Annotated in this window: 18 protein-coding genes; 10 read left to right on the plus strand and 8 right to left on the minus strand. The window is 57.3% G+C overall.

Annotated elements, in window-relative coordinates; translation table 11 throughout:
• Positions 1-187 precede the first annotated feature (187 nt).
• Both ydgH and ACA373_RS04575 read left to right on the plus strand, forming a co-directional pair.
• Positions 188-1138, plus strand: a complete 951-nt coding sequence (gene ydgH, locus ACA373_RS04570; RefSeq protein ID WP_253453965.1) for a DUF1471 family protein YdgH — start codon at positions 188-190, stop codon at positions 1136-1138.
• 265 nt (positions 1139-1403) lie between these two features.
• Positions 1404-2795 carry a basic amino acid/polyamine antiporter gene (locus ACA373_RS04575; RefSeq protein WP_369894681.1) on the plus strand — a complete coding sequence of 464 codons (1392 nt, stop codon included), beginning with the start codon at positions 1404-1406 and terminating at the stop codon, positions 2793-2795.
• Here the strand turns inward: ACA373_RS04575 and ACA373_RS04580 are convergent.
• Positions 2792-3205: a hypothetical protein gene (locus tag ACA373_RS04580; protein ID WP_125287647.1), complete on the minus strand. Its 414-nt coding sequence runs from the start codon at positions 3203-3205 to the stop codon at positions 2792-2794. The genes ACA373_RS04575 and ACA373_RS04580 overlap by 4 nt on opposite strands.
• 178 nt (positions 3206-3383) lie before the next feature.
• Between ACA373_RS04580 and rstA the strand changes: the two genes are divergently transcribed.
• The 5 genes from rstA to ACA373_RS04605 all read left to right on the plus strand — a co-directional run bounded on the left by rstA (position 3384) and on the right by ACA373_RS04605 (position 8652).
• Positions 3384-4115, plus strand: a complete 732-nt coding sequence (gene rstA / locus ACA373_RS04585; protein ID WP_370734078.1) for a two-component system response regulator RstA — start codon at positions 3384-3386, stop codon at positions 4113-4115.
• Positions 4112-5413 carry a two-component system sensor histidine kinase RstB gene (rstB, locus tag ACA373_RS04590; RefSeq protein WP_253453955.1) on the plus strand — a complete coding sequence of 434 codons (1302 nt, stop codon included), beginning with the start codon at positions 4112-4114 and terminating at the stop codon, positions 5411-5413. The genes rstA and rstB overlap by 4 nt, the downstream gene beginning before the upstream one ends.
• Positions 5414-5438: 25 nt before the next feature.
• A complete protein-coding gene (locus ACA373_RS04595; protein ID WP_301251684.1) occupies positions 5439-6920 on the plus strand; it encodes a carboxypeptidase M32 in 1482 nt (493 codons plus the stop codon).
• A gap of 153 nt (positions 6921-7073) precedes the next feature.
• A complete protein-coding gene (gene asr / locus ACA373_RS04600) occupies positions 7074-7589 on the plus strand; it encodes an acid resistance repetitive basic protein Asr (RefSeq protein WP_253453951.1) in 516 nt (171 codons plus the stop codon).
• A gap of 262 nt (positions 7590-7851) precedes the next feature.
• Entirely contained in the window at positions 7852-8652 is an 801-nt protein-coding gene (locus tag ACA373_RS04605; protein ID WP_253453949.1) for a serine protease, read from the plus strand.
• Positions 8653-8860: 208 nt separating this feature from the next.
• Here the strand turns inward: ACA373_RS04605 and hrpA are convergent, their stop codons facing one another.
• On the minus strand, positions 8861-12757 hold the full coding sequence (hrpA, locus tag ACA373_RS04610) for an ATP-dependent RNA helicase HrpA (RefSeq protein ID WP_370734079.1): 3897 nt from the start codon (positions 12755-12757) through the stop codon (positions 8861-8863).
• 220 nt (positions 12758-12977) lie between these two features.
• On the opposite strand from hrpA, the gene ACA373_RS04615 reads away from it, so the two are divergent.
• Complete coding sequence (locus ACA373_RS04615) at positions 12978-13583, plus strand: FMN-dependent NADH-azoreductase (RefSeq protein ID WP_253453945.1); 606 nt, start codon at positions 12978-12980, stop codon at positions 13581-13583.
• 47 nt (positions 13584-13630) lie between these two features.
• Here ACA373_RS04615 and ACA373_RS04620 read toward each other — a convergent pair whose 3' ends face one another.
• Together ACA373_RS04620 and ACA373_RS04625 are read right to left on the minus strand one after the other, a co-directional pair.
• Positions 13631-13822 (minus strand): YnbE family lipoprotein, encoded by a 192-nt coding sequence (locus ACA373_RS04620; protein WP_253453943.1) that lies wholly within the window; start codon positions 13820-13822, stop codon positions 13631-13633.
• A complete protein-coding gene (locus tag ACA373_RS04625) occupies positions 13819-16437 on the minus strand; it encodes a YdbH family protein (RefSeq protein ID WP_370734080.1) in 2619 nt (872 codons plus the stop codon). The genes ACA373_RS04620 and ACA373_RS04625 overlap by 4 nt, the downstream gene beginning before the upstream one ends.
• Positions 16438-16614: 177 nt before the next feature.
• On the opposite strand from ACA373_RS04625, the gene ACA373_RS04630 reads away from it, so the two are divergent.
• Complete coding sequence (locus ACA373_RS04630) at positions 16615-17607, plus strand: 2-hydroxyacid dehydrogenase (protein WP_253453939.1); 993 nt, start codon at positions 16615-16617, stop codon at positions 17605-17607.
• Between the two features lie 9 nt (positions 17608-17616).
• Here ACA373_RS04630 and ACA373_RS04635 read toward each other — a convergent pair whose 3' ends face one another.
• Complete coding sequence (locus ACA373_RS04635; RefSeq protein ID WP_125287660.1) at positions 17617-17880, minus strand: DUF333 domain-containing protein; 264 nt, start codon at positions 17878-17880, stop codon at positions 17617-17619.
• Positions 17881-18275: 395 nt separating this feature from the next.
• Here ACA373_RS04635 and ACA373_RS04640 point away from each other — a divergent pair, with 395 nt between their 5' ends.
• Positions 18276-18563 (plus strand): putative quinol monooxygenase, encoded by a 288-nt coding sequence (locus ACA373_RS04640; RefSeq protein WP_253453937.1) that lies wholly within the window; start codon positions 18276-18278, stop codon positions 18561-18563.
• A gap of 44 nt (positions 18564-18607) precedes the next feature.
• Here the strand turns inward: ACA373_RS04640 and dbpA are convergent, their stop codons facing one another.
• From dbpA to ACA373_RS04655, 3 genes are all read right to left on the minus strand, one after another.
• Positions 18608-19987 carry an ATP-dependent RNA helicase DbpA gene (dbpA, locus tag ACA373_RS04645; RefSeq protein ID WP_301251679.1) on the minus strand — a complete coding sequence of 460 codons (1380 nt, stop codon included), beginning with the start codon at positions 19985-19987 and terminating at the stop codon, positions 18608-18610.
• A gap of 195 nt (positions 19988-20182) precedes the next feature.
• On the minus strand, positions 20183-21076 hold the full coding sequence (ttcA, locus tag ACA373_RS04650; protein ID WP_253453932.1) for a tRNA 2-thiocytidine(32) synthetase TtcA: 894 nt from the start codon (positions 21074-21076) through the stop codon (positions 20183-20185).
• A gap of 156 nt (positions 21077-21232) precedes the next feature.
• Positions 21233-21424, minus strand: coding sequence for a hypothetical protein (locus ACA373_RS04655; protein WP_301251677.1), 192 nt, complete (start codon positions 21422-21424; stop codon positions 21233-21235).
• Between the last annotated feature and the right edge of the window lie 97 nt (positions 21425-21521).

Here is a 21521-nt window from a genome sequence, read left to right on the forward strand (position 1 = left end):
AAGGTATTATTTAACATTTTTTTAATATGACCTGCCGCCGCTGCGCTTATCGCGGTGCCGCCTGACTCAAAATGGCTGAGACAGGACGCATTATTACATGCAATAATCGAGAGCTAATCTGTTACACATCAAGAGTCCAGCACGTTTTCGTACTCATTTTTTTTGCGCAAGGCGAAGGATTATTTTTATGAAGCTGAAGATTACTATTCTGGCATCAGCCCTGTTGTCGCTCACCTCACTTTCCGCTTATGCGGCCCAGGAACTGACGCCGGAAAAAGCGGCGGCGCTGAAGCCTTTCGATCGCATCAGCATTACCGGCCGTTTTAATGCCATTAACGAAGCCAACGAGGCGATTTCAAAACGTGCCGACGAGCTGGGCGCGAAAGCTTTTTACGTACAAAGTATTAACGACAGCAACAACAATGGCGGCAACTGGCGCGTGGTGGCGGATATCTATCGCGACGATGCGCAGCCGGCGCCGAAATCGCAGGATCGCGTGATCAATGGCGTGCGCGAGCTGACCAAGTCGGAAGCCTATAAGCTGGAACCTTTTGATACGGTTTCCGTCAGCGGCTTCTACCACAGCCAGCCGGACGTTAACGACGCTATTACCCGAAAAGCGAAAGAGAAAGGCGCGGCTTCGTTCTTTATTATCCGTCAGATCGACGCCAACAGCGGCGGCAATCAGTATATTACCGCCTATGTTTACAAAGCCGATGCGAAAGCGCGCCAGGTGCAGTCTCCGGATCTGATCCCGGCCGATTCTCAGGCAGGTAAAGCTGCCATCGCCGCAGGCGGTACTGCCGCGAAGGCTGTGCAGATCCCCGGCGTCGCCTCTTCCGAAACGCCAAGCAATAAAGTTGGCCGCTTCTTTGAAACGCAGTCCTCCACCGGCGAACGCTATACCGTGAGAACGCCGCAGGGCAAAAGCGTGCAGGAAGTCAACGCCATTACCGCAGCGCAGATGCAGCCGTTCGACAGCGTCACCTTTACCGGCCACTTCGGTACGCCTACGGAGATCTCCGACGCCGTGGGCCGGGCCGCGATTGAGAAAGGCGCCAAGTATTATCATATTACTCGCCAGTGGTCTAACCAGAGCGGCGGCAACCTGACCGTTTCTGCCGACCTGTTTAAGTAAGCGTCAGCAAAGGCGCGCCTGTACGTCTGGCGCGCCTCTCTCAGGCAAAACGCTACAGCGCTCACCGCCGCCCCGCTGCATAACTTCCCGCCATAATTTGCATACTCAATCACTTTTCGCCCTCTTTCGCATTGCATCTCGCTGGGCCACTCCGTAAAATCGCCGCCGGTTTCAGGGGATCTCTTCGGGTTTAGCCGTGCAAAGCGTATAAATTGCGAGCCATTCATCCTGTTATGGTTTTTTATTCTGGTTTTGGGATGCTTTTTTGGACAAAAAATTAGGTCTTACCGCGCTGACGGCGCTGGTACTGAGTTCCATGCTGGGCGCCGGCGTTTTTAGTCTGCCGCAAAATATGGCGTTAGTGGCCGGCCCGGCGGCGCTGCTGACGGGCTGGGCGATCACCGGCGTCGGCATTATTATGCTGTCGCTGGCGCTGCTGCTGCTGACCCGCCTTAAACCCGAGCTGGACGGCGGCATCTATACCTATGCCCGTGCCGGTTTTGGCGAGCTGGTCGGCTTCTGCTCGGCCTGGGGCTACTGGCTGTGCGCGGTTATCGCTAACGTCTCATATCTGGTGATTGTGTTCTCCGCCCTGAGCTTCTTTACCGACTCGCCGGGCCACGTGGTGTTTGGCGATGGCAATACCTGGCAGGCCATGCTGGGCGCTTCGGTGCTGCTCTGGCTGGTGCACTGGCTGGTGCTGCGCGGCGTGCAGACGGCAGCGAGTATTAACCTTGTCGCCACCCTGGGCAAACTGGTGCCGCTGGGGCTGTTTGTGGTGCTGGCGATAGCGGCCTTCAATCTCGATCGTTTCCGCTTTGATTTTTCAGGTATCGAGCTGGGCGTGCCGGTTTGGGAGCAGGTCAAAAACACCATGCTGATCACGCTGTGGGTGTTTATCGGCGTGGAAGGCGCGGTAGTGGTTTCCGCACGGGCGAGGAACAAAAAAGACGTAGGACGCGCCACGCTGCTGGCGGTAATTGCCGCGCTGGTGGTCTATCTGTTGGTTACGCTGCTTTCTCTTGGCATTGTGCCGCGAGCGGAACTGGCCCAGATGCGTAATCCTTCGATGGCGGGCCTGCTGAACCGCCTGATTGGCTCATGGGGCGATATGGTTATCGCGCTGGGGCTGATCGTCTCGGTTAGCGGCGCCTATCTCAGCTGGACGATTATGGCGGCGGAAGTGCCGATGCTGGCGGCCGGAAACGGCACCTTCCCGCGCTCGCTGGCGAAGCAGAACGCGCGCGGCGCGCCCTCTGCCTCGCTTTGGCTGACCAATCTGAGCGTTCAGGGCTGCCTGATCCTGATTTGGCTGACCGGTTCAGATTACAACACGCTGCTGACCATCGCTTCCGAAATGGTGCTGGTGCCCTATCTTCTGGTCGGTGCCTACCTGTTTAAAGTCGCTCGCGCGCAGCAGAAAACGGCGGCGCTGGTCGTCGCATTGGGTGCCAGCGCCTACGGTTTGTGGCTGCTGTACGCCTCCGGGCCGCTGCACCTGCTGCTTTCCGTGGTGCTTTATGCGCCCGGGATGCTGCTGTTTATCTGGGCGCGCCGCAACGGCCGGGGAAATGGCTATCTGAATAAACTGGAAAAAATAGCGATGGGCGTGCTGATTGCCGGTGCTGCACCGGCAACGTGGATGCTGCTGCGTTAGTGAGAAAAAGCGGGCATGGCGATCGTTAACCGATCGTCATGCTGTTCCAGCGAAAGTGGCTTGACGTACTCTTCGCGGATAGCCTCAAGCTGCTGTTCAGAAAGCGGATAAGGCAGCAGGATTTCAAAGCGTTCAATGTGCTGTTGTTCAGCCAGGGTTATCAATCGGGCGATATTTATCTCATCGCTTACCTGGGTAGAAATGATTTGCAGCGCCAGCGCTTTCAGCCTTTCCGATGGCGGACAGGACTGGTCGGGCGAGTTTTTGGTCACCATGCCGAAAATAGGCATGACGCCGTAAATAGCGTCGACAAAGCTCCAGCGTTTTTTACAGGAAGCCGCGAGAAAATCGATATAGTTCAGGCAGATATGGCAATCCCGTCCCGTTGAAGCCAGCTCTTTATCAGACACCCTTTTCTCCCCTTTCTCCGTTAATCAACGCACCGCGTCGTCAGGCAACAACCCTGTCGAATATAATGACATATTTTACGCCATTTATACTATACATCGAGAGTTATTTAGCCCTGACTTATAGTAGTCAGCGTAAACATTGGGTAATGTTGTTACTCCCAGGTAAAAAAATGTCGCTATGAATAAAATAGTATTCGTTGAGGACGATCGGGATGTGGGCGAACTTATCGCCGCCTACCTGAAGCGTCATGATATTGAAGTGATCGTAGAAAGCCGTGGCGACCGCGCCGAAGCCACCATTGAGGCCGCCATGCCGGATCTGGTGATGCTGGATATTATGCTGCCCGGCAAGGACGGCATGACGCTGTGCCGCGATCTGCGCGCCAGCCAAACATGGTCCGGCCCGATTGTGCTGCTGACCTCGCTGGACAGCGATATGAATCATATTTTATCGTTGGAGATGGGCGCCAACGACTATATCCTTAAAACCACGCCGCCTGCGGTGCTGCTGGCGCGCCTGCGGCTGCATCTGCGTCAGGCCGCGACGCACAGCGGCGACGAGGCGGTGATTGCTCCGGCCATGAGCGCACAGAAAACCCTGCGTTTCGGCACGTTGACCGTGGATGCCGTTAACCGCCAGGTCACGCTGGGCGGCGAAATCATCGCTCTTTCCACCGCTGACTTCGATCTGCTGTGGGAGCTGGCGACGCATGCCGGTTCGATTCTTAACCGTGATGCCCTGCTGAAAACGCTGCGCGGCGTGAGTTACGACGGCATGGACCGCAGCATCGACGTGGCGATCTCACGCCTGCGTAAAAAGCTGCTGGACAGCGCAACCGAGCCTTATCGCATTAAAACCATCCGTAATAAAGGCTATCTGTTTGCGCCACACGCCTGGGATACCGAATGAAGAAGCTGTTTATTCAGTTTTATCTGCTGCTGTTTGTCTGTTTTCTGGTCATGGCGATGCTGGTGGGGCTGGTGTATAAATTTACCGCCGAGCGTGCCGGGCGAGAGTCAATGGATGACCTGATGAAAAGCTCGCTCTACCTGATGCGCAGCGAGCTGCGGGAAATCCCGCCCCGCGACTGGAATAAAACCATCGATAATCTGGATCTTAACCTCTCCTTTAAGCTGCATATCGAGCCGATGAACAAGTATCAGCTGGATGCGCCTACCATGCGCCGCCTGCGCGCGGGCGGGATCGTCGCCCTTGATGACGAATACACTTTTTTACAGCACATTCCGCGCAGCCATTATGTGCTGGCCGTGGGGCCGATCCCTTACCTCTTTTTCCTGCACGAAATGCGCATTCTGGATATCGTGCTGCTGGCCTTTATCGGCATTTCGCTGGCGCTGCCGGTGTTTATCTGGATGCGGCCGCACTGGAAAGACATGCTGCGGCTGGAGTCGGCGGCGCAGCGCTTCGGCCAGGGCCATCTGGACGAGCGGATCCATTTTGATAACGCCTCCAGCCTGTTGCGGCTCGGCGTGGCCTTTAATCAGATGGCGGACAATATCAATACGCTGGTGGTCAGTAAAAAGCAGCTGATTGACGGCATCGCCCATGAGCTACGCACGCCGCTGGTGCGCCTGCGCTACCGGCTGGAGATGAGCGATAATCTTAGCGCCAGCGAAGCCGCCGCGCTGAATCGCGATATCGGCCAGCTGGAGTCGCTGATTGAAGAATTGCTGACCTACGCCCGCCTGGACAGGCCAAAGGTCGATCTGCATCTTCAGTCGCTCGATCTGGCTGCCTGGCTGAGCGAACGGCTGGACGATATCCGCATGGTGCATCCCGAATTTACCCTGGAGCTGGATACGCCGCAGCGTCAGAACCTGGGCGTGGCGGACACGCGGCTGATGGAGCGAGTGCTGGATAACCTGGTCAATAACGCGTTGCGCTATGCCCGGCAGCGCCTGCGCGTCGGGCTGTGGTTCGACGGCGATACCGCCTGCTTGCAGGTAGAGGATGACGGGCCGGGCATTCCACTGGCCGAGCGCGAACGGGTATTCGAGCCTTTCGTGCGTCTTGACCCCAGCCGCGACCGCGCGACCGGCGGCTGCGGGCTTGGGCTGGCGATTGTGCACTCGGTAGCGCAGGCCTTTGGCGGCACCGTGACTATCGACGCCAGCCCGCTTGGCGGCGCAAGCGTTCGCTTTTGCTGGCCGGTTGATTTACCCTTAACGCCTCCTCGCGCTGTCTGACAGCGCCATGACTAAAAGGATATCTATGTCATCCGCCTATGCAAATCTGACCCGAACCTTTACCCGTCTTTCCCGCTTCGGCCATCTGTCAGCCATCGCCGGCTGGGATATGATGACCATGATGCCGCCCGGCGGCAGTAGCGCACGCGGCGCGGCGCTGGCCGAACTGAGCGTGCTGCGTCATGAAATCCTGACCGATAAAGCCGTGGCGCAATGGCTGGATCAGGCTGCCAATGAAACCCTGAATGACGTGGAGCGCGCTAACCTGCGTGAGATGCGCCGCGCTTACGATCAGGCCGCCCTGCTGCCTGCCGCGCTGGTCGAGGAAAAATCTCTCGTCGGCGCCCGCTGCGAACACGCCTGGCGTCAGCAGCGCCCCGCCAATGACTGGCAGGGTTTTGCCGCTAATCTGAAGGAAGTAGTAAAGCTGAGCCGGGCGGAAGCCGAGCTGCGCGCGCAGGCGAACGGCTGCTCCCGTTACGATGCGTTACTGGATCTTTATGAGCCTGGCATGACCGCCGCCAAGCTGGACAGCACCTTCGGCGAGCTGAAGCAGTGGCTGCCTTCGCTGCTGGCGCGTATTGTCGAGAAGCAGTCACGCCAGCCGGTTGCCGTACCGGTTGGCCCTTTCGCGGTGGAGTCGCAGCAGCTGCTGGGCAACGCGCTGATGAAGCTGCTTAATTTTGACTTTAACGCCGGGCGACTGGACGTCAGCGCGCATCCGTTTTGCGGCGGCGTTCCGGAAGATGTACGCATTACTACCCGCTACAACGCTAACGAATTTATCAGCGCGATGATGGGCGTGATCCACGAAACTGGCCACGCCTGCTACGAGCAGAATCTGCCGAAGCAGTGGGCCGGTCAGCCCGTTGCACTGGCCCGCTCCACCGCGATTCACGAGTCGCAAAGCCTTTTCTTTGAAAAGCAGCTGGGCCGCAGCACGGAGTTTTTGAGCCTGCTGCTGCCGCAGGTTAAAACGCTGATGGGCGACCGTCCTGAGCTGGAAGAAGCTAACTTTATCGCCCTTAACCAGCGCGTTAAGCCTGGTTTGATCCGCGTGGATGCGGATGAAGTGAGCTATCCCGCGCATATCATTCTGCGTTATGAGATCGAGCGTGCGCTGATCGAAAGCGAGATTGAAGTGGACGACATCCCGACGCTGTGGCAGGAGAAGATGCAGGCGCTGCTGGGGCTGGACACGACCGGCAACTATCGCGACGGCTGTATGCAGGACATTCACTGGACGGACGGCTCGTTCGGCTATTTCCCTACCTACACGCTGGGTGCCATGTACGCGGCACAGCTTTTCAACAGCGTGAAAAAGGCGCTGCCGCAGGTGCACAGCGATATCCGCGAAGGAAATCTGCAACCGATCTTTGACTGGCTACAGCAGAATATCTGGCAGCACGGCAGTCGTTTCACCACCCGTCAGCTGATTGAAAACGCCACCGGCGAAGATCTTAATCCGCGCTTTTTCCGGCAGCATCTGGAAAACCGCTACCTGTAACCAGTCCGCAAGCCCGTCGCGCCGGCGGGCTTTGTACAATCGGTAACACGCCGATACCAATCACTCACGGAAAGCCCGCCGCCCTTCCCTTATAGTCTCTTCACCGGCCCCGCAGTGGGCTGAAAAATGAAATAACACTTTGAGGGTTGTGCAATGAAAAAATTATTCGCTCTGGTTGTAGCCGCTGCTATGGGTATCTCTTCAGTTGCTTTTGCTGCTGAAACCACCGCCGCGCCAGCCACTACCGCACCGGCTGCTTCTACTACCGCCGCGCCAGCTCATGCCGCTAAGCATCACAAAGCGCACAAGAAAGCCGTGCAGAAAGCGCAGGCAGCTAAAAAACACAAGAAAGCCGTTAAACAGCCGGTAGCCCAGAAAGCTCAGGCAGCCAAGAAGGCCCACAAGAAAGCCGTTAAGCCAGCTGCACAGAAAGCGCAGGCTGCCAAGAAAGTACACCACAAAAAAGCGGCTAAACCAGTAGCGCAGAAAGCGCAGGCCGCCAAGAAAGTGCACCATAAAAAAGCAACCAAGCCAGTAGCGCAGAAAGCGCAGGCTGCAAAAAAAGTGCATCACAAAAAAGCCGCTAAGCCAGTAGCGCAGAAAGCTCAGGCCGCCAAGAAAGTACACCACAAGAAAACCGCTAAGAAAGCCGCCGCGCCTAAAGCGTAATTGCCGAAGCAAGCCTTCAACTTAGTCTGTTCACTTAAACACCCGGTTCAGCCGGGTGTTTTTTTCCTGGAGTATCGGATGATGGTGCGCCGCTATTTATTCGAAATTATCCTGGCCTGTATGATTATCTGCGGCGCTATCGCCTTTAGCTTCTATCTTTAATACCCGTAGCCTGCTGATTTATAAATTAAACTTCCTTTTTACCGCCAGCCGACTATAGTTATTACCACCTGCGGTTTTTAATCTCCATTCAGAGAGAGACATGCGCCTGAAAGCTTTTTTTTTAATGGGATGTTTAGCCCTTTCATTTTGTAGCCACGCCGGTGACGACGACGCACAGGATGTCAGAACGCTGTTTTTCGGCAAAGACGATCGCCACCCTGTCAGCGATACCGCCAGCCAGCCGTGGGAAGCAATAGGCCAGCTGGAAACCGCCAGCGGCAACCTGTGTAGCGCCACCCTGATTTCGCCTCATTTAGCCCTGACTGCCGGCCACTGTCTGCTGGCGCCGCCGGGCAAAATCGATAAAGTCGTTGCGCTGCGTTTTATCGGGCATGATGGCGACTGGCGCTACGAAATTCACGATGTGGATACCCGGGTCGATCCCGCTTTAGGCAGAAAGCTTAAGGCCGACGGCGACGGCTGGATCGTGCCTTCATCGGCCGCACCTTACGATTACGGGCTGGTCGTACTGCATAACCCGCCTTCCGGCATAACGCCCGTGCCGCTGTTTGACGGCAGCCGCAGCGATCTGACCGCCGCGCTGAAAACGCAACAGCGTCGGGTAACTCAGGCGGGCTACCCGGAAGATCATCTTGATACGCTCTATTCACACAGCAACTGTCTGATTACCGGCTGGGCGCAGAAAAATGTGCTGTCGCATCAGTGCGACACCCTGCCTGGCGACAGCGGTTCGCCGCTCCTGCTAAAAAGCGACAGCGGCTGGCAGCTGATTGCGGTACAAAGCTCTGCACCGGCGGCAAAAGATCGTTACGAAGCGGATAACCGCGCCATTGCCGTCACCGCTTTCCGGGACGGCCTGGAAACGCTGGCGCAGGAATAAAGGGATAAATGAATGCCGTCGGTTTGCGGCATTCAGGCAGGTTTTTAAGCTGTACTAGTGAATATCCTTTTTGCCTTTTCTCCAGCCGGATGCAGCAGGCAAAGCCGCTCACCAATCCTTAACGCGTTTTTACTGCTAATTCTTTTAGCAACAGCTATTTAAGTTTAAGAGCGTCCGCTGGCCTGTATTGCCTGCGGACGAGTTAATCTCAGAGCACTATCTCATCCATCGCCTGCTGAATACGCTTTTCCGAAACCGGATAAGGCGTGCCCAGCTGCTGAGCGAAATAGCTGACGCGCAGCTCTTCAATCATCCAGCGGATCTCTTTTACATCCTCATCATCGCGGCGAACCGGCGGCAGCTTGTTAAACCACCCCTGCCAGGCCTGCTGAACTTTCTCTATCTTGACCATTCTGGCGCGGTCGCTGTGCGGATCGACCGGCAGCTTTTCCAGACGGCGCTCGATAGCCTGCAAATAGCGAAGGGTGTCGGCAAGCTTGTTCCAGCCGTTGCCGGTAACGAAACCGCGATATACCAGGCCGTTCATCTGCGCTTTGATATCGGAAAGCGCCAGCGCCATCGTCATATCCACGCGCCCTTTCAGCCGCTTGTTGATAGCAAACACCGCCGTCAGGATCTGCTCGACCTTTTTGGCTATTTCCACCACGGTTTCGTTCAGCTCCGCTCGCACTTTTTCATGCAGCTGGCGGAAGCCCTCTTCCTGCCAGGTCGGGCCGCCATATTCGGCAATCAGCTTGTCCACGCCGCAGGCGATGCAGTCATCTATCAAATCCAGCACTTTGCCATAAGGGTTAAAGTAAAGCCCTAGCTTGGCTTTGTTCGGCAGCTTTTCATGCAGATATTTAATCGGCGAAGGGATATTGAGCAGCAGCAGCCTGCGCTGACCGCGCCACATCGCTTTTTTCTGCTCGTGCTCGGAATCAAACAGCCGGATCGCCACGCTCTCTTTTTCATCCACCAGCGCGGGCCATGCCTTCACGCTGTAGCTGCCGCGCTTCTGCTCGAAATGGTCTGGCAGATCGCCGAAGCTCCAGATATGCAGGCCGCTCTGCTCCAGCCCGTCATCCGCCACCAGCGACAGCGTTTCCTGCACTTTGGCCTTCAGCTGCTCTTTCAGCGCGGCGAGATCGCGTCCTTCCGCCAGCTTGCGGTTATGTTCGTCCACCACGCGGAAAGTCATTTTAAGATGATCGGGCACCTGATCCCATTGCCAGGCCTCACGGTCGATAGTGACGCCGCTCATCCGACGGAATTCGCGCTCCAGCGCGTCCACCAGCGGCAGCTCCAGCGGCGTGGCGCGCGCCAGAAAAGCGTCGGCGTAATTCGGCGCGGGCACAAAGTTACGGCGTAACGGTTTTGGCAACGACTTAATCAGCGCGATAACCAGCTCCCGCCGTACGCCGGGGATCTGCCACTCGAAGCCTTTTTCCTCAACCTGATTCAGCAGCGGCAGCGGGATATGCACCGTGACGCCATCCGCATCGGTTCCCGGCTCGAACTGGTAGCTCAGCTTCAGCTTCAGGTTGCCCTGCTGCCAAAAGTTAGGGTAATCCAGCTTGCTGATGTTCTCAGCGCCTTCGCGGATCAGCATCTCTTTAGCAAAATTAAGCAGCTCGGGCTGCTCGCGGCTCGCCTTTTTCCACCAGCTGTCGAAATGGCGGGCTGAAATCACCTCGTGCGGAATACGCTGGTCATAAAAGGTAAACAGCGTCTCGTCATCCACCAGGATATCGCGTCGGCGCGATTTATGCTCCAGCTCTTCCACCTCTTCACGCAGTTTAAGATTGGCGCGGAAGAAGGCGTGACGCGTCTGCCAGTCGCCTTCCACCAGCGCGTGGCGGATAAACAGCTCGCGCGACAGCACCGGATCGATCGGGCCGTAGTTGACCTTGCGCGCCGCTACGATCGGCAGGCCGTACAGCGTGACTTTTTCACTGGCCATCACGGCGCCCTGGCCTTTCTCCCAGTGCGGCTCGCTGTAGCTGCGTTTAATCAGATGCTGCGCCAGCGGCTCGATCCATTCCGGCTCGATACGGGCGGCAATACGGCCCCAGAGACGGCTGGTTTCCACCAGTTCAGCGACCATCGTCCACTTCGGCGGCTTTTTAAACAGGCCGGAGCCGGGGAAAATCGAGAAGCGGGCGTTGCGCGCGCCGGAGTACTCCTGCTTCTCGACGTCTTTCTGACCAATATGGGAAAGCAGCCCGGTCAGCAGCGCGGTATGCACGCCCCGGAAATCCGCCGGTTCGCTGTTCAGCGGAATACCCAGCTCGCGCACCACCTGCCGCAGCTGGGTGTAGATATCCTGCCATTCGCGCACGCGCAGATAGTTCAGGTAGTCCGTTTTGCACAGGCGTCGGAACTGGCTGGACGACAGCGCTTTCTGCTGCTCCTGAAGGTAGTTCCACAGATTGACGAAAGAGAGGAAATCGGACTCTTTGTCGGCAAAACGGCGATGTTTCTCGTCGGATGCCTGCTGTTTCTCTACCGGGCGCTCGCGCGGATCCTGAATTGAAAGCGCGGCAGTGATAATCATCACTTCGCGGGTACAGGCGTATTTTTGCGCCTCCAGCACCATTTTCGCCAGGCGCGGATCGACCGGCAGCTGCGCCAGCGAACGGCCGGAAGGCGTCAGCTTATAGTGCTGGTCGTCCAGGGTTATCGCGCCCAGCTCTTCCAGCAGCTTGACGCCATCCTGAATATTGCGTTTGTCCGGCGCTTCCACAAAAGGAAACGCGCCGATATCGCCCAAGCCCAGCGCGGTCATTTGCAAGATGACCGAGGCCAGATTGGTGCGCAAAATTTCCGGATCGGTAAAGGCCGGACGGCTTAAAAAATCCTCTTCCGAATAAAGGCGGATACAGATGCCCTCGGAAACGCGGCCGCAGCGTCCTTTACGCTGGTTTGCCGACGCCTGGGAAATCGGCTCAATCGGCAAACGCTGAACCTTGGTGCGGAAGCTGTAGCGGCTGATACGCGCCGTGCCGGGATCGATAACGTACTTAATGCCGGGCACGGTCAGCGACGTTTCCGCCACGTTGGTCGCCAGCACGATGCGCCTGCCGCTGTGCGACTGGAAGACGCGGTTCTGCTCGGCGTTGGAAAGGCGCGCATAGAGCGGCAGGATCTCCGTATGCGGCAGATCGCGCCGGTTCAGCGCATCGGCGGTGTCGCGAATTTCCCTTTCGCCGCTCATAAAGATCAGGATATCGCCACGGCTTTCCTGACCCAGCTCGTCCACCGCGTCAAAAATCGCCTGTAGCTGATCGCGTTCGGTGTCGTCCGCTTCTTCCACAATCGGCCGGTAACGCACTTCGACCGGATAAGTGCGGCCGGAGACTTCAATCACCGGCGCATGGTGAAAGTGCCGGGAAAAGCGCTGCGGATCGATAGTGGCCGAGGTAATGATAATCTTTAAATCGGGACGGCGCGGCAGCAGCTCGCGCAGATAGCCCAGCAGGAAGTCGATATTCAGGCTGCGCTCGTGCGCCTCATCAATAATGATGGTGTCGTACTGCATCAGCAGGCGATCCTGCTGGATTTCCGCCAGCAGGATACCGTCGGTCATCAGCTTGACCTGCGTCGTTTCGCTGACCTGATCGTTGAAGCGCACCTTGTAGCCCACGCAGCCGCCGAGCGAGGTTTCCAGCTCGGCCGCAATGCGATCGGCCACCGTTCTCGCCGCCAGACGACGCGGCTGGGTGTGACCAATCAGCCCCGTGATGCCCCGGCCCAGTTCCATGCAGATCTTCGGCAGCTGGGTGGTTTTCCCCGAGCCGGTTTCGCCTGCCACAATCACCACCTGGTGATCGCGAATAGCCTCGGCGATTTCCTGTTTCTTCTGGCTGACCGGCAGGTTTTCCGGGTAGCGGATGGTCGGCGTGGCCGCTTTCCGCAGCGCCACGCGCTGTTCCGCCGCGGCGATTTCGCCGCTCAGCTCATCGGCTATCGCCTGCTGAGCCGCAGGGTTCTTCACTTTTTTTGCGCCGTGCAGGCGCTTTTGCAGCCGCTGACGATCTCTGAGCATCAGCGCTTCCAGGCGCGGCGCCAGCGTCGTTAAAGGCGTACGGGGAGTATCAGACATAAAAAAGCTCGCTAATCGCCAGCAGGCTGGCAAACAAAGTATGAATAAAAAATTTTGCGTATTGTAGCACAGACAACCACTTAGCTACGGCTGCGGCGCGCTAACCTTGTTCAGTAAATTCGAACACGGGCTTCAGAATATTGCACTATCCCTACGGCTGATTTGCCAATAGAGTGTAAGTCATTGAGCGGACACATCCGCATAACAAAGGAAATTCATTATGAGCAAAGTTTTAGTACTGAAATCGAGCATTCTCGCAGGCTACTCACAGTCCAACCAGCTGGCCGATCACTTTGTTGCAGAGTGGAAAGCGGCGCACAGCGGCGATGAGATCGTGATCCGCGATCTGGCTGCAAATCCGATTCCGGTACTGGACGGCGAACTGGTCGGCGCGCTGCGTCCTTCCGATGCTGCTCTGACGCCGCGTCAGCAGGAAGCCCTGGCGCTTTCCGACGAGCTGATTGCTGAAATTCAGTCTGTGGATACCGTTGTTATTACGGCGCCGATGTACAATTTCAACATCCCGACGCAATTAAAAAACTACTTTGACCTGATTGCCCGCGCCGGCGTAACTTTCCGCTACACCGAGAAAGGCCCGGAAGGTCTGATCGTCGGTAAAAAAGTAATTGTGATCACCAGCCGCGGCGGCATCCATAAAGATACGCCAGCCGATCTGCAAACGCCTTACCTGAAGCTGTTCCTGGGCTTCCTGGGTCTGAGCGACGTACAGTTCGTTTACGCTGAAGGCATGGCATACGGCCCGGAAGCGGCCACCAAAGCCAGCGAAGAAGCGAAAGCCACGCTGAACCAGCTGGTTAACGCCTGATCTTTTCCTCAGATCTCGCCTGAAAAAGCAGCCGCCCGGCTGCTTTTTTATTGCCGCAGCGGCGCATCTTCGCCGTTTTTCAGCAGCGTCTGCACGTCTTTGTCCGCTTTAATCACGATTTCATGCTCGATTTTCACGTTCATATTGATGGTAATCGGCTCTTTTGGGGCAGCGACCTCAATACGGGGCACGCAGCCGCTGAGCAGCATCCCCGCGAGGATCGGCAGAGCTGTTTTCATTCGGTTTTTCCTTGTGCTGACAGCGTGGCGTGCTGCTCTGTCCAGGATTGCAAATTGTCACCAAAGCGCAGGCTACGCCACAGCTGAAAAATATTTTCCTGCTGCGTGTAGTGCAGCGAGACGTGCTGATTTTTATCGCTGAAGCGGCTGGTGCCGTTGACCTGCGCCGTCATGGTCATCTCGCCTTTATTATCAATATTCAGCGTGGCCCGACTGCGGGAAATTTCCATATAGCGCAGCCAGTCCATCGCCGCGCCGGTGGCAATATTACCGGAAGCCAGCGCGTCGGCGAAATCTTTATCCAGCCGCAGCGTCAGCGGGCCGCTGTTGGTGATCCAGCCCTCTTTGACCAGCCAGGCAGAGTTTTGCAGCCACAGCGGCAGCGCGCCGTCAACGCGGCCGGACATGGCGATTTTTTTCGGCTGAATGGCCGTTACCAGCTCGCTCATGCTGATAGCTTTCAGCCGTAGCGTGGCCGCTTCGGTTTGCGGTAGCTGAAGGCTAAGCAAACTCAGCTCGCCGCCCAGCACCTCCACCCCGACGTTGCTCAGGCGCAGCGGCCGGGCGGCGCTCCACGGATACCAGCCCTGAAGATCGGCGCGAATATTTTTTAGCGCAAACTGGTTTTTAATTGCCTTGATGCGCAGCGAAACCGGGCCTTTGGCGCCAAAGTACCACTGGCCCGCTTGCAGCCTGAACGGCAAAGAGAAATCGATGCCGGTAAACTGGTTATCCGGCGTGCGCACGCTGCCGTCGCTGACCACCCAGTGGCCGCCTGCGGCAAATCCCTGATCCGCCGCCGCTGAAAAAGCGACCTGAGCTTTCAGCGTGCCGCCGCGTACAGACATTTTCAGATCGTCGTTCAACAGTGACTGGAAAACCCTTAGCGACTGCTGCGGCCACCAGGCCTGGCCACGCAGCCGCGTACCGTCCCAGCGGCCCTGTATCCGTACCGGGCCGACCGGATCGGCGGTCAGTTTGCCCTTATAGAGGAAACGAGCGGGATCGCTACCGTTGAGGTCAAGCATTAACTCTGCGGGCGGCAGATAGCCGCCGCTGTCGAGGCTGGTGCGCTGCGCGTTGAGCCGCAAGCTTGCGCTAAAAGCAGGGGTTTTCTCGTCGCGTAGCCAGCGAACCGGCCTGGCCAGCGTTAGCCTGGGCGCGGCCATTGTTACCCCGCCGTAGCGAATTTGATCGAATCCGGTGGACAAAGAAGCGAGTTCAATCTGCCGATCCTGCCAGCTTCCACGCCCTTTTACATCCCATTTGGCCGCCAGCGGCGCCATCAGCCCGTCGCCCCAATAGCGCCACAGCCAGCGGCCTTTGTCCGGCCAGAATCCCGTGGCGCGACCGTCCAGATGCAGGCGGAACCGTCCCATCTGGTTATCGTGCGCGCTAAGAATGGCCTGTAGCCGCCCCTCGATGCCCGCTGAAGAGACCGCCACGCCGGAAAGCGGCCAGCGCGCTTCGTCCACCTCCAGCGTAGAGAGCAGACGCCCGCGCATCCGCAACAGCGCGCCGGGCTGAAGGCGCAGCACGGGATCAGGCAGCGGGCCCTGTAGCTTGCCGGGAATGCCGGCGAAAAAAAGCAGCTGCGCCAGTTTGCTCTCGCCCGTCAGGCGAAACGGCAGCTCGCTCTGCGTCCAGTCCAGATGGCCCGGCCCGACTGACAGCACGACGTTGCCTTTGCCGCCGCGTCCCTGCGTCAGCACATTGAGTCTCCCTGTGACTTCCATCCCCGGCAGCCCTTGCCGCCAGTCTTTTAGCGTCAGGGCCACGCCGCCGGACACCGGTTGTGCGGCCCAGGGCCAGCGCCATTTGCCCTGGCTAATCGCAATTTGCTGCGCGGAAACCCGCCACGGCAGCAGCAGCAGCGGCTCCTCCAGATCCTGCGCCCTGAGGGTCAGCGTGCCGCTGTTCTGCTGCCAGTTGAGGCTGGCCCGCAGCGGCTGTGGAACGCTGGCCGTTTTCAGCGTGGCCGCCAGCTCGCCGCTATCCGGCAGCCGGTCAGGTATTTTCGGCAGCGTCAGCAAACCGTTCATGGTGATGGGATCGGTCGTGCCCGCTACGCTAAGCGCCAGCGACTGTACATCCAGCTGTTGGCCCGCCAGCACGGCCCGTAACGAAAGGTTTTCGCCCTGCCAGTGAATAAGCTGCCGTTGTGGATCGAGGTTGAGCCGTAGCGCTCCCGCCCAGCTTTGCCAGGGAAGCAGGCTGACGCGCTCAATGGCAACGTCTGCTTTTGGCAGCATTGACTGCCACTCCGCCAGCGAACGCGGCGCGGCAGGCTGATCGCTGCTTGTCGACAGCTTGCTGAAACAGGCGCTGTTGACTTCAAGTAGCGTCGCACCCAGCTTCCAGCGGCCTTCGGCGCTTCCCAGCGTCACATTGCTCGCCCTCGCCAGCTCGCAGTCGCCTGTGCGATAGCGAAGGCCGGGCAGCCACAAGGCGCCTGAACGCCAGCGGGGGTTGCCATCCAGCCTGACCGTGGTGGCAGCGGGCAGCCAGAAGCCCGCCAGCCGCGGCAGCCACCAGCTCAGCGTCAGCAGTCCGGCGCCGCTTAAAACCGCAGCGGCCGCGATGGCAATAATAAATAGCTTCCAGCCCCGGCCCATACTTCAATCCATTCCTTACGTTAAGGCGTAAATCATGGCACGTCCTGCGCGCCGCGAGAAGATTTTAGCGGGTAATTATTCACCTGCCGAACAAATATTGCCTGCCATTGGCTGACTAGCCGTCCAATGCGAAGTATTGTTAAGGGAGAGCTGTCTGACGGATACAGGAGATCATGCATGAAACTTGCGGTATACAGTACCAAACAGTACGACCGGAAATATCTTGAGCAGGTTAACGAAAGCTATGGATTTGAGCTGGAATATTTTGATTTTCTGCTGACCGCACGTACCGCGAAGACGGCGGCCGGCTGCGACGGCGTCTGCATTTTCGTTAACGACGATGGCGGCCGCGAGGTGCTGGAGGAGCTGGCGTCGCTGGGCGTCAAATATATCGCGCTGCGCTGCGCCGGATTCAATAACGTGGATCTGGAGGCGGCAAAAACGTTGGGATTGAAGGTGGTGCGCGTGCCGGCCTATTCGCCTGAAGCCGTAGCGGAACACGCCGTTGGTATGATGATGACGCTGAACCGCCGTATTCACCGGGCTTATCAGCGAACCCGCGACGCCAACTTCTCGCTGGAAGGCCTGATCGGCTTCAATATGCACGGTCGTACCGCCGGTATTATCGGTACGGGCAAAATCGGCCTTGCCACGCTGCGTATCCTGAAAGGATTTGGTATGCGGCTGCTGGCTTTCGATCCTTATCCCAATCCCCAGGCGCTGGAACTGGGTGCCACCTACGTCGATATCAAAACGCTGTTCAGGGAATCGGATGTGATTTCGCTCCACTGTCCGCTAACGCCCGAGAATAATCATCTGCTGAATATGGCGGCTTTCCAGCAGATGAAAGATGGCGTGATGATTATTAATACCAGCCGTGGCGGCCTGATTGATTCTCAGGCGGCGATTGACGCGCTAAAAATGCAGAAGATCGGCTCGCTGGGTATGGACGTTTACGAAAACGAACGCGATCTCTTTTTCGAAGATAAATCTAATGACGTTATTCAGGACGATATCTTCCGTCGCCTGTCCGCCTGCCATAATGTTCTGTTCACCGGCCATCAGGCTTTCCTGACGGCAGAAGCCCTGACCAGCATTGCCGAGACCACCTTGCAAAATCTGCAGCAGCTGGAAAAAGGCGATCTCTGCGATAACGAGCTGACGGGCTAACGCCGGTTTTTAGCGGGCGCAGCTGCCGCTGGCCAGCGCGCTTTCGCCGCAGCGACGCCCGTTGGCCAGCTGGCACATGCCTACAGCACTTCCATCCAGCTGGCGCGAAAGCGCCAGCGTTCCCCCGGCGTCTGAACAGGCGCTGGCGGCCAGGTCGGACATCACAACTTTAGGCGGCACGTGGGCGCTGGTAGCCTGCTGCGGCGGCTCGTTATCGTGGCTACAGCCGGTAAGCAGGACGCAACCAGCAAGCAGAAATATCGCTGCTCTCATCAGAAAACTCCGGAAGAAGGACTTGGGCGTGGGTCAGCATATGTCAGGATGCCGTCAGGGTCGAGCGCAGTCACGAATATTTACTAAATTAAAAATAATGAATGGCAATAGCCGCTGGTCTGATTTTACCAATAAGGTCATCAACGCAGACAGTAGTGACAGTGTCACCAGGATGAGCCTGGCGCCCGCCTGAAGCTGAGTATGAGCGTGACGTTGTCACCTTCATCGACTTTTAGCTGTTGGCATTACGTGCGTTGAAACTAAAGCCTGGCTGAATAAATAGCGTAACGACCTGAAGGCTTAAGCAATTTATGGCATGATAGCTTTCTCTCTTCGGCGGCTAATCCTGTCGAACGGAAACGGCCTTACACCGGGTTTTATCTAAGGAGAATAAAATGAGCGACAAACATGTGCGTATCGTGGCGAAGTTTACCGCCAGAGCAGGTAAAGCAGACGAACTGAAGAAAGTGCTAAACGCGGGCGTTAAGCCGGCACGCGCGGAAGAAGGCTGTATTCATTATGACTTGTACCGCAGCGTAGAAGACGGCAACGTGTTCCTTTTTCACGAAACCTGGCAGGACGCGCAGGCCGTAGAGACGCATGGCAATCAGCCGCACTTTAAAACGCTGATGGCCGATGCCGAACCTCTGGTGGCGCAGCCGCCGGAAGTGCTGAAGTTCTGAAGCAAGAACACCCTGTTCAGGGTGTTCCGGGCCTGCCGGCGCCGCTACTTCAAAAGTCGGGCGCGGCAGGTTTTCCCTTTGATTTTCACCTGCTGCAATTGCTTCATCACCTGGCGCGCGCTGCTCTGACGGATAGCGACATACGCCTGCGTTGGGCCAATATCGATTTTACCGATAGCGTCGCCGCTCAGCCCTGCCTCACCGGTTAACGCGCCCAGAATATCGCCAGGGCGGATTTTTGCCTTACGCCCGCCGTCCAGGCTCAGCGTCGCCATTTCCGCCGGTAGCGGACGAGGCGCCACGCTTTTCAGCTCCGACACGCTGCGCCAGCTCAGCTTCTGCTGTAAAAAGTCTTCCAGCGCGTGGGCGCGGATCATCTCGTCCGGCGCAACCAGACTGATCGCCAACCCTTCCGCACCCGCGCGGGCCGTACGGCCAATGCGGTGCACGTGCACTTCCGGATCGTACGAAAGCTGATAGTTGACCACCATTGCCAGCGCTTTAATATCCAGTCCGCGCGCGGCGACATCCGTAGCCACCAGCACGCGACAGCTGCCGTTGGCAAAACGGATCAGCACCTGGTCGCGGTCGCGCTGTTCCAAATCGCCATGCAGCGCCAGCGCGCTGATTTGCTGCCCTTCCAGCGCGGCGGCGATATCGTCGCATTCGCGTCGGGTGTTGCAGAACACCACGCAGGAAGACGGCTGCTTATCGCTAAGCAGGCCGATTAACGCCGGCAGTTTCTCTCGCGAGCCGGCTTCATAAAAAGTTTGCTCAACCGCTGGCAAATCGCTGACCACATCTGTTTCCACGCTCAGCGGATCGCGCTGAACACGCTGGCTAATCTTTGCGATATCCTGCGGCCAGGTCGCGGAGAACAGCAGCGTCTGACGCGCGGGCGGCGTGTAGCTGATAATGGCGTCGATATCATCGCGGAAGCCCATCTCTAACATGCGGTCGGCTTCGTCCAGCACCAGCGTACTTAGCTGGCCCAGCTGCAAGGTTTCACGCTTCAGATGATCCAGAATACGCCCCGGCGTGCCGACGACGATATGCGGCGCATGCACCAGCGAATCACGCTGGGCGCCCATCGGCTGGCCGCCGCACAGGGTCAGAATTTTGATATTGGCGGTAAAACGCGCCAGGCGACGCAGCTCTTTGGTGACCTGATCGGCCAGCTCGCGCGTCGGGCAAAGCACCAGCGATTGGGTAACAAACTGCGTGGCGTCGATGCGCTGCATCACGCCAAGGCCGAAAGCGGCCGTTTTGCCGCTGCCCGTTTTTGCCTGCGCGCGGACGTCGCGACCTTCCAGGATCGCCGGTAACGATGCGGCCTGAATGGGGGTCATGGTGTGGTAGCCCAGCTCGTTCAGATTGGCGATCTGGCTGGCTGGCAGGGAAGTCAGGGTTGAAAAAGCGCTCACAAATTACTCTCTGAAAAACCGGAGGGGAAATTGTCGCTGAGTGTAGCAGAAAAGCGCTGGCGGACGTTACTGCCGCGGAGGGAATTGTGTGCCGGGCCGACGAAGGGATGCACGGGCAGCAAAAGCAGCGGCTGAAAAAAGCAGGCGCGGCTTCCGCTGCACGGTTAACGACGGGGAGCGGCCTCCCCGGCTTACTCAGATATTGGTGACGTCGATAAACATCGCTTTATCAATGTTGGTAGAGGAAACCGTCGCTTCGGTAAAAGCGTACTCCTCTCTTTCGCCTTCGCGATCCAACGGCAGATTGACGAAATCGAACAGATTGCGATCCGCCAGCTGGCTTGGACTGACGTTTTGCAGCGATTTGAATACGCTTTCCACGCGTCCCGGCTCTTTTTTATCCCACTCGGCAAGCATTGCTTTAATCGCCTGACGCTGTAGGTTTTCCTGCGATCCGCAAAGGTTGCAGGGAATAATCGGGAAGTCTTTCTGCTCAGCATAGGCGATCAGATCTTTTTCGCGGCAGTAGGCCAGCGGCCGGATAACCACATTGCGGCCATCGTCAGAACGCAGCTTGGGCGGCATTGCCTTCATGCGCGCGCCGTGAAAAATATTCAGAAACAGGGTTTCCACAATATCATCAAGATGGTGGCCCAGCGCGATTTTGGTGGCGCCGATGCGTTCTGCAAAAGAATAGAGCGTGCCGCGGCGCAGTCTTGAACAAAGCCCACAGGTGGTTTTGCCTTCGGGGATTTTCTCTTTTACAACAGAGTAAGTGTCTTTATCCACGATATAGTAAGGGATATTCAGGCTCTCGAAGTACTCTGGCAAAATATGCTCGGGAAAACCAGGCTGCTTCTGGTCGAGATTCACGGCAACCACCTCAAACTTCACGGGCGCAACCTTTTGCAGACCCAGCAAAATATCCAGCATGGCAAAGGAATCTTTACCGCCGCTCATGCAGGCCATCACCACGTCGTTCTCTTCAATCATATTGTAATCAATGATGGCGTTGCCGACGTTTCTTCTGAGGCGCTTTTGCAACTTGTTGAATTCGAGCGTCTCTTTTCTTGTATCAGTCTGATTCATAAATACTTATTACGCCGAGCGGACAAACCGGCGGCGGGTTTCCTGGTTGAGCGTTGGACTGTCGCGGATTATACGGGTTTTTAACAGAGGTGGAAATATTCGGGAAGCGGTCGTCAGCTGCAAAAAAGGCCGGCGATGTTAACCGGCCTGGCCGTGCTACATATGCGGCGGCGGATCGGTGATGGGATCCGGCATATCAGGCGGCGGATCGGGCATCGGCTGCGGTGTTGGAATAGGATCGGGAATCGGTACGGGATCGGTCGGCACCGGATCGGAAGCTCTTGGTGTATCCATTACGTAGTCGGACAGCATATCTTCCTCCTCGAACATAAGGTGAACTGTAAGCATAGGCACCACCGCCAGCGCTGGCAAACGGGCAAAAAAAAGCCGGCTTACGCCGGCCTGTATGAATTAAAAATGCTATGCAGTAATTCAAAAAAGGAAG

The sequence above is a fragment of the Erwinia sp. STN24 genome (assembly GCF_041320675.1).
Classification (GTDB): Bacteria; Pseudomonadota; Gammaproteobacteria; order Enterobacterales; family Enterobacteriaceae; genus Erwinia; species Erwinia aeris.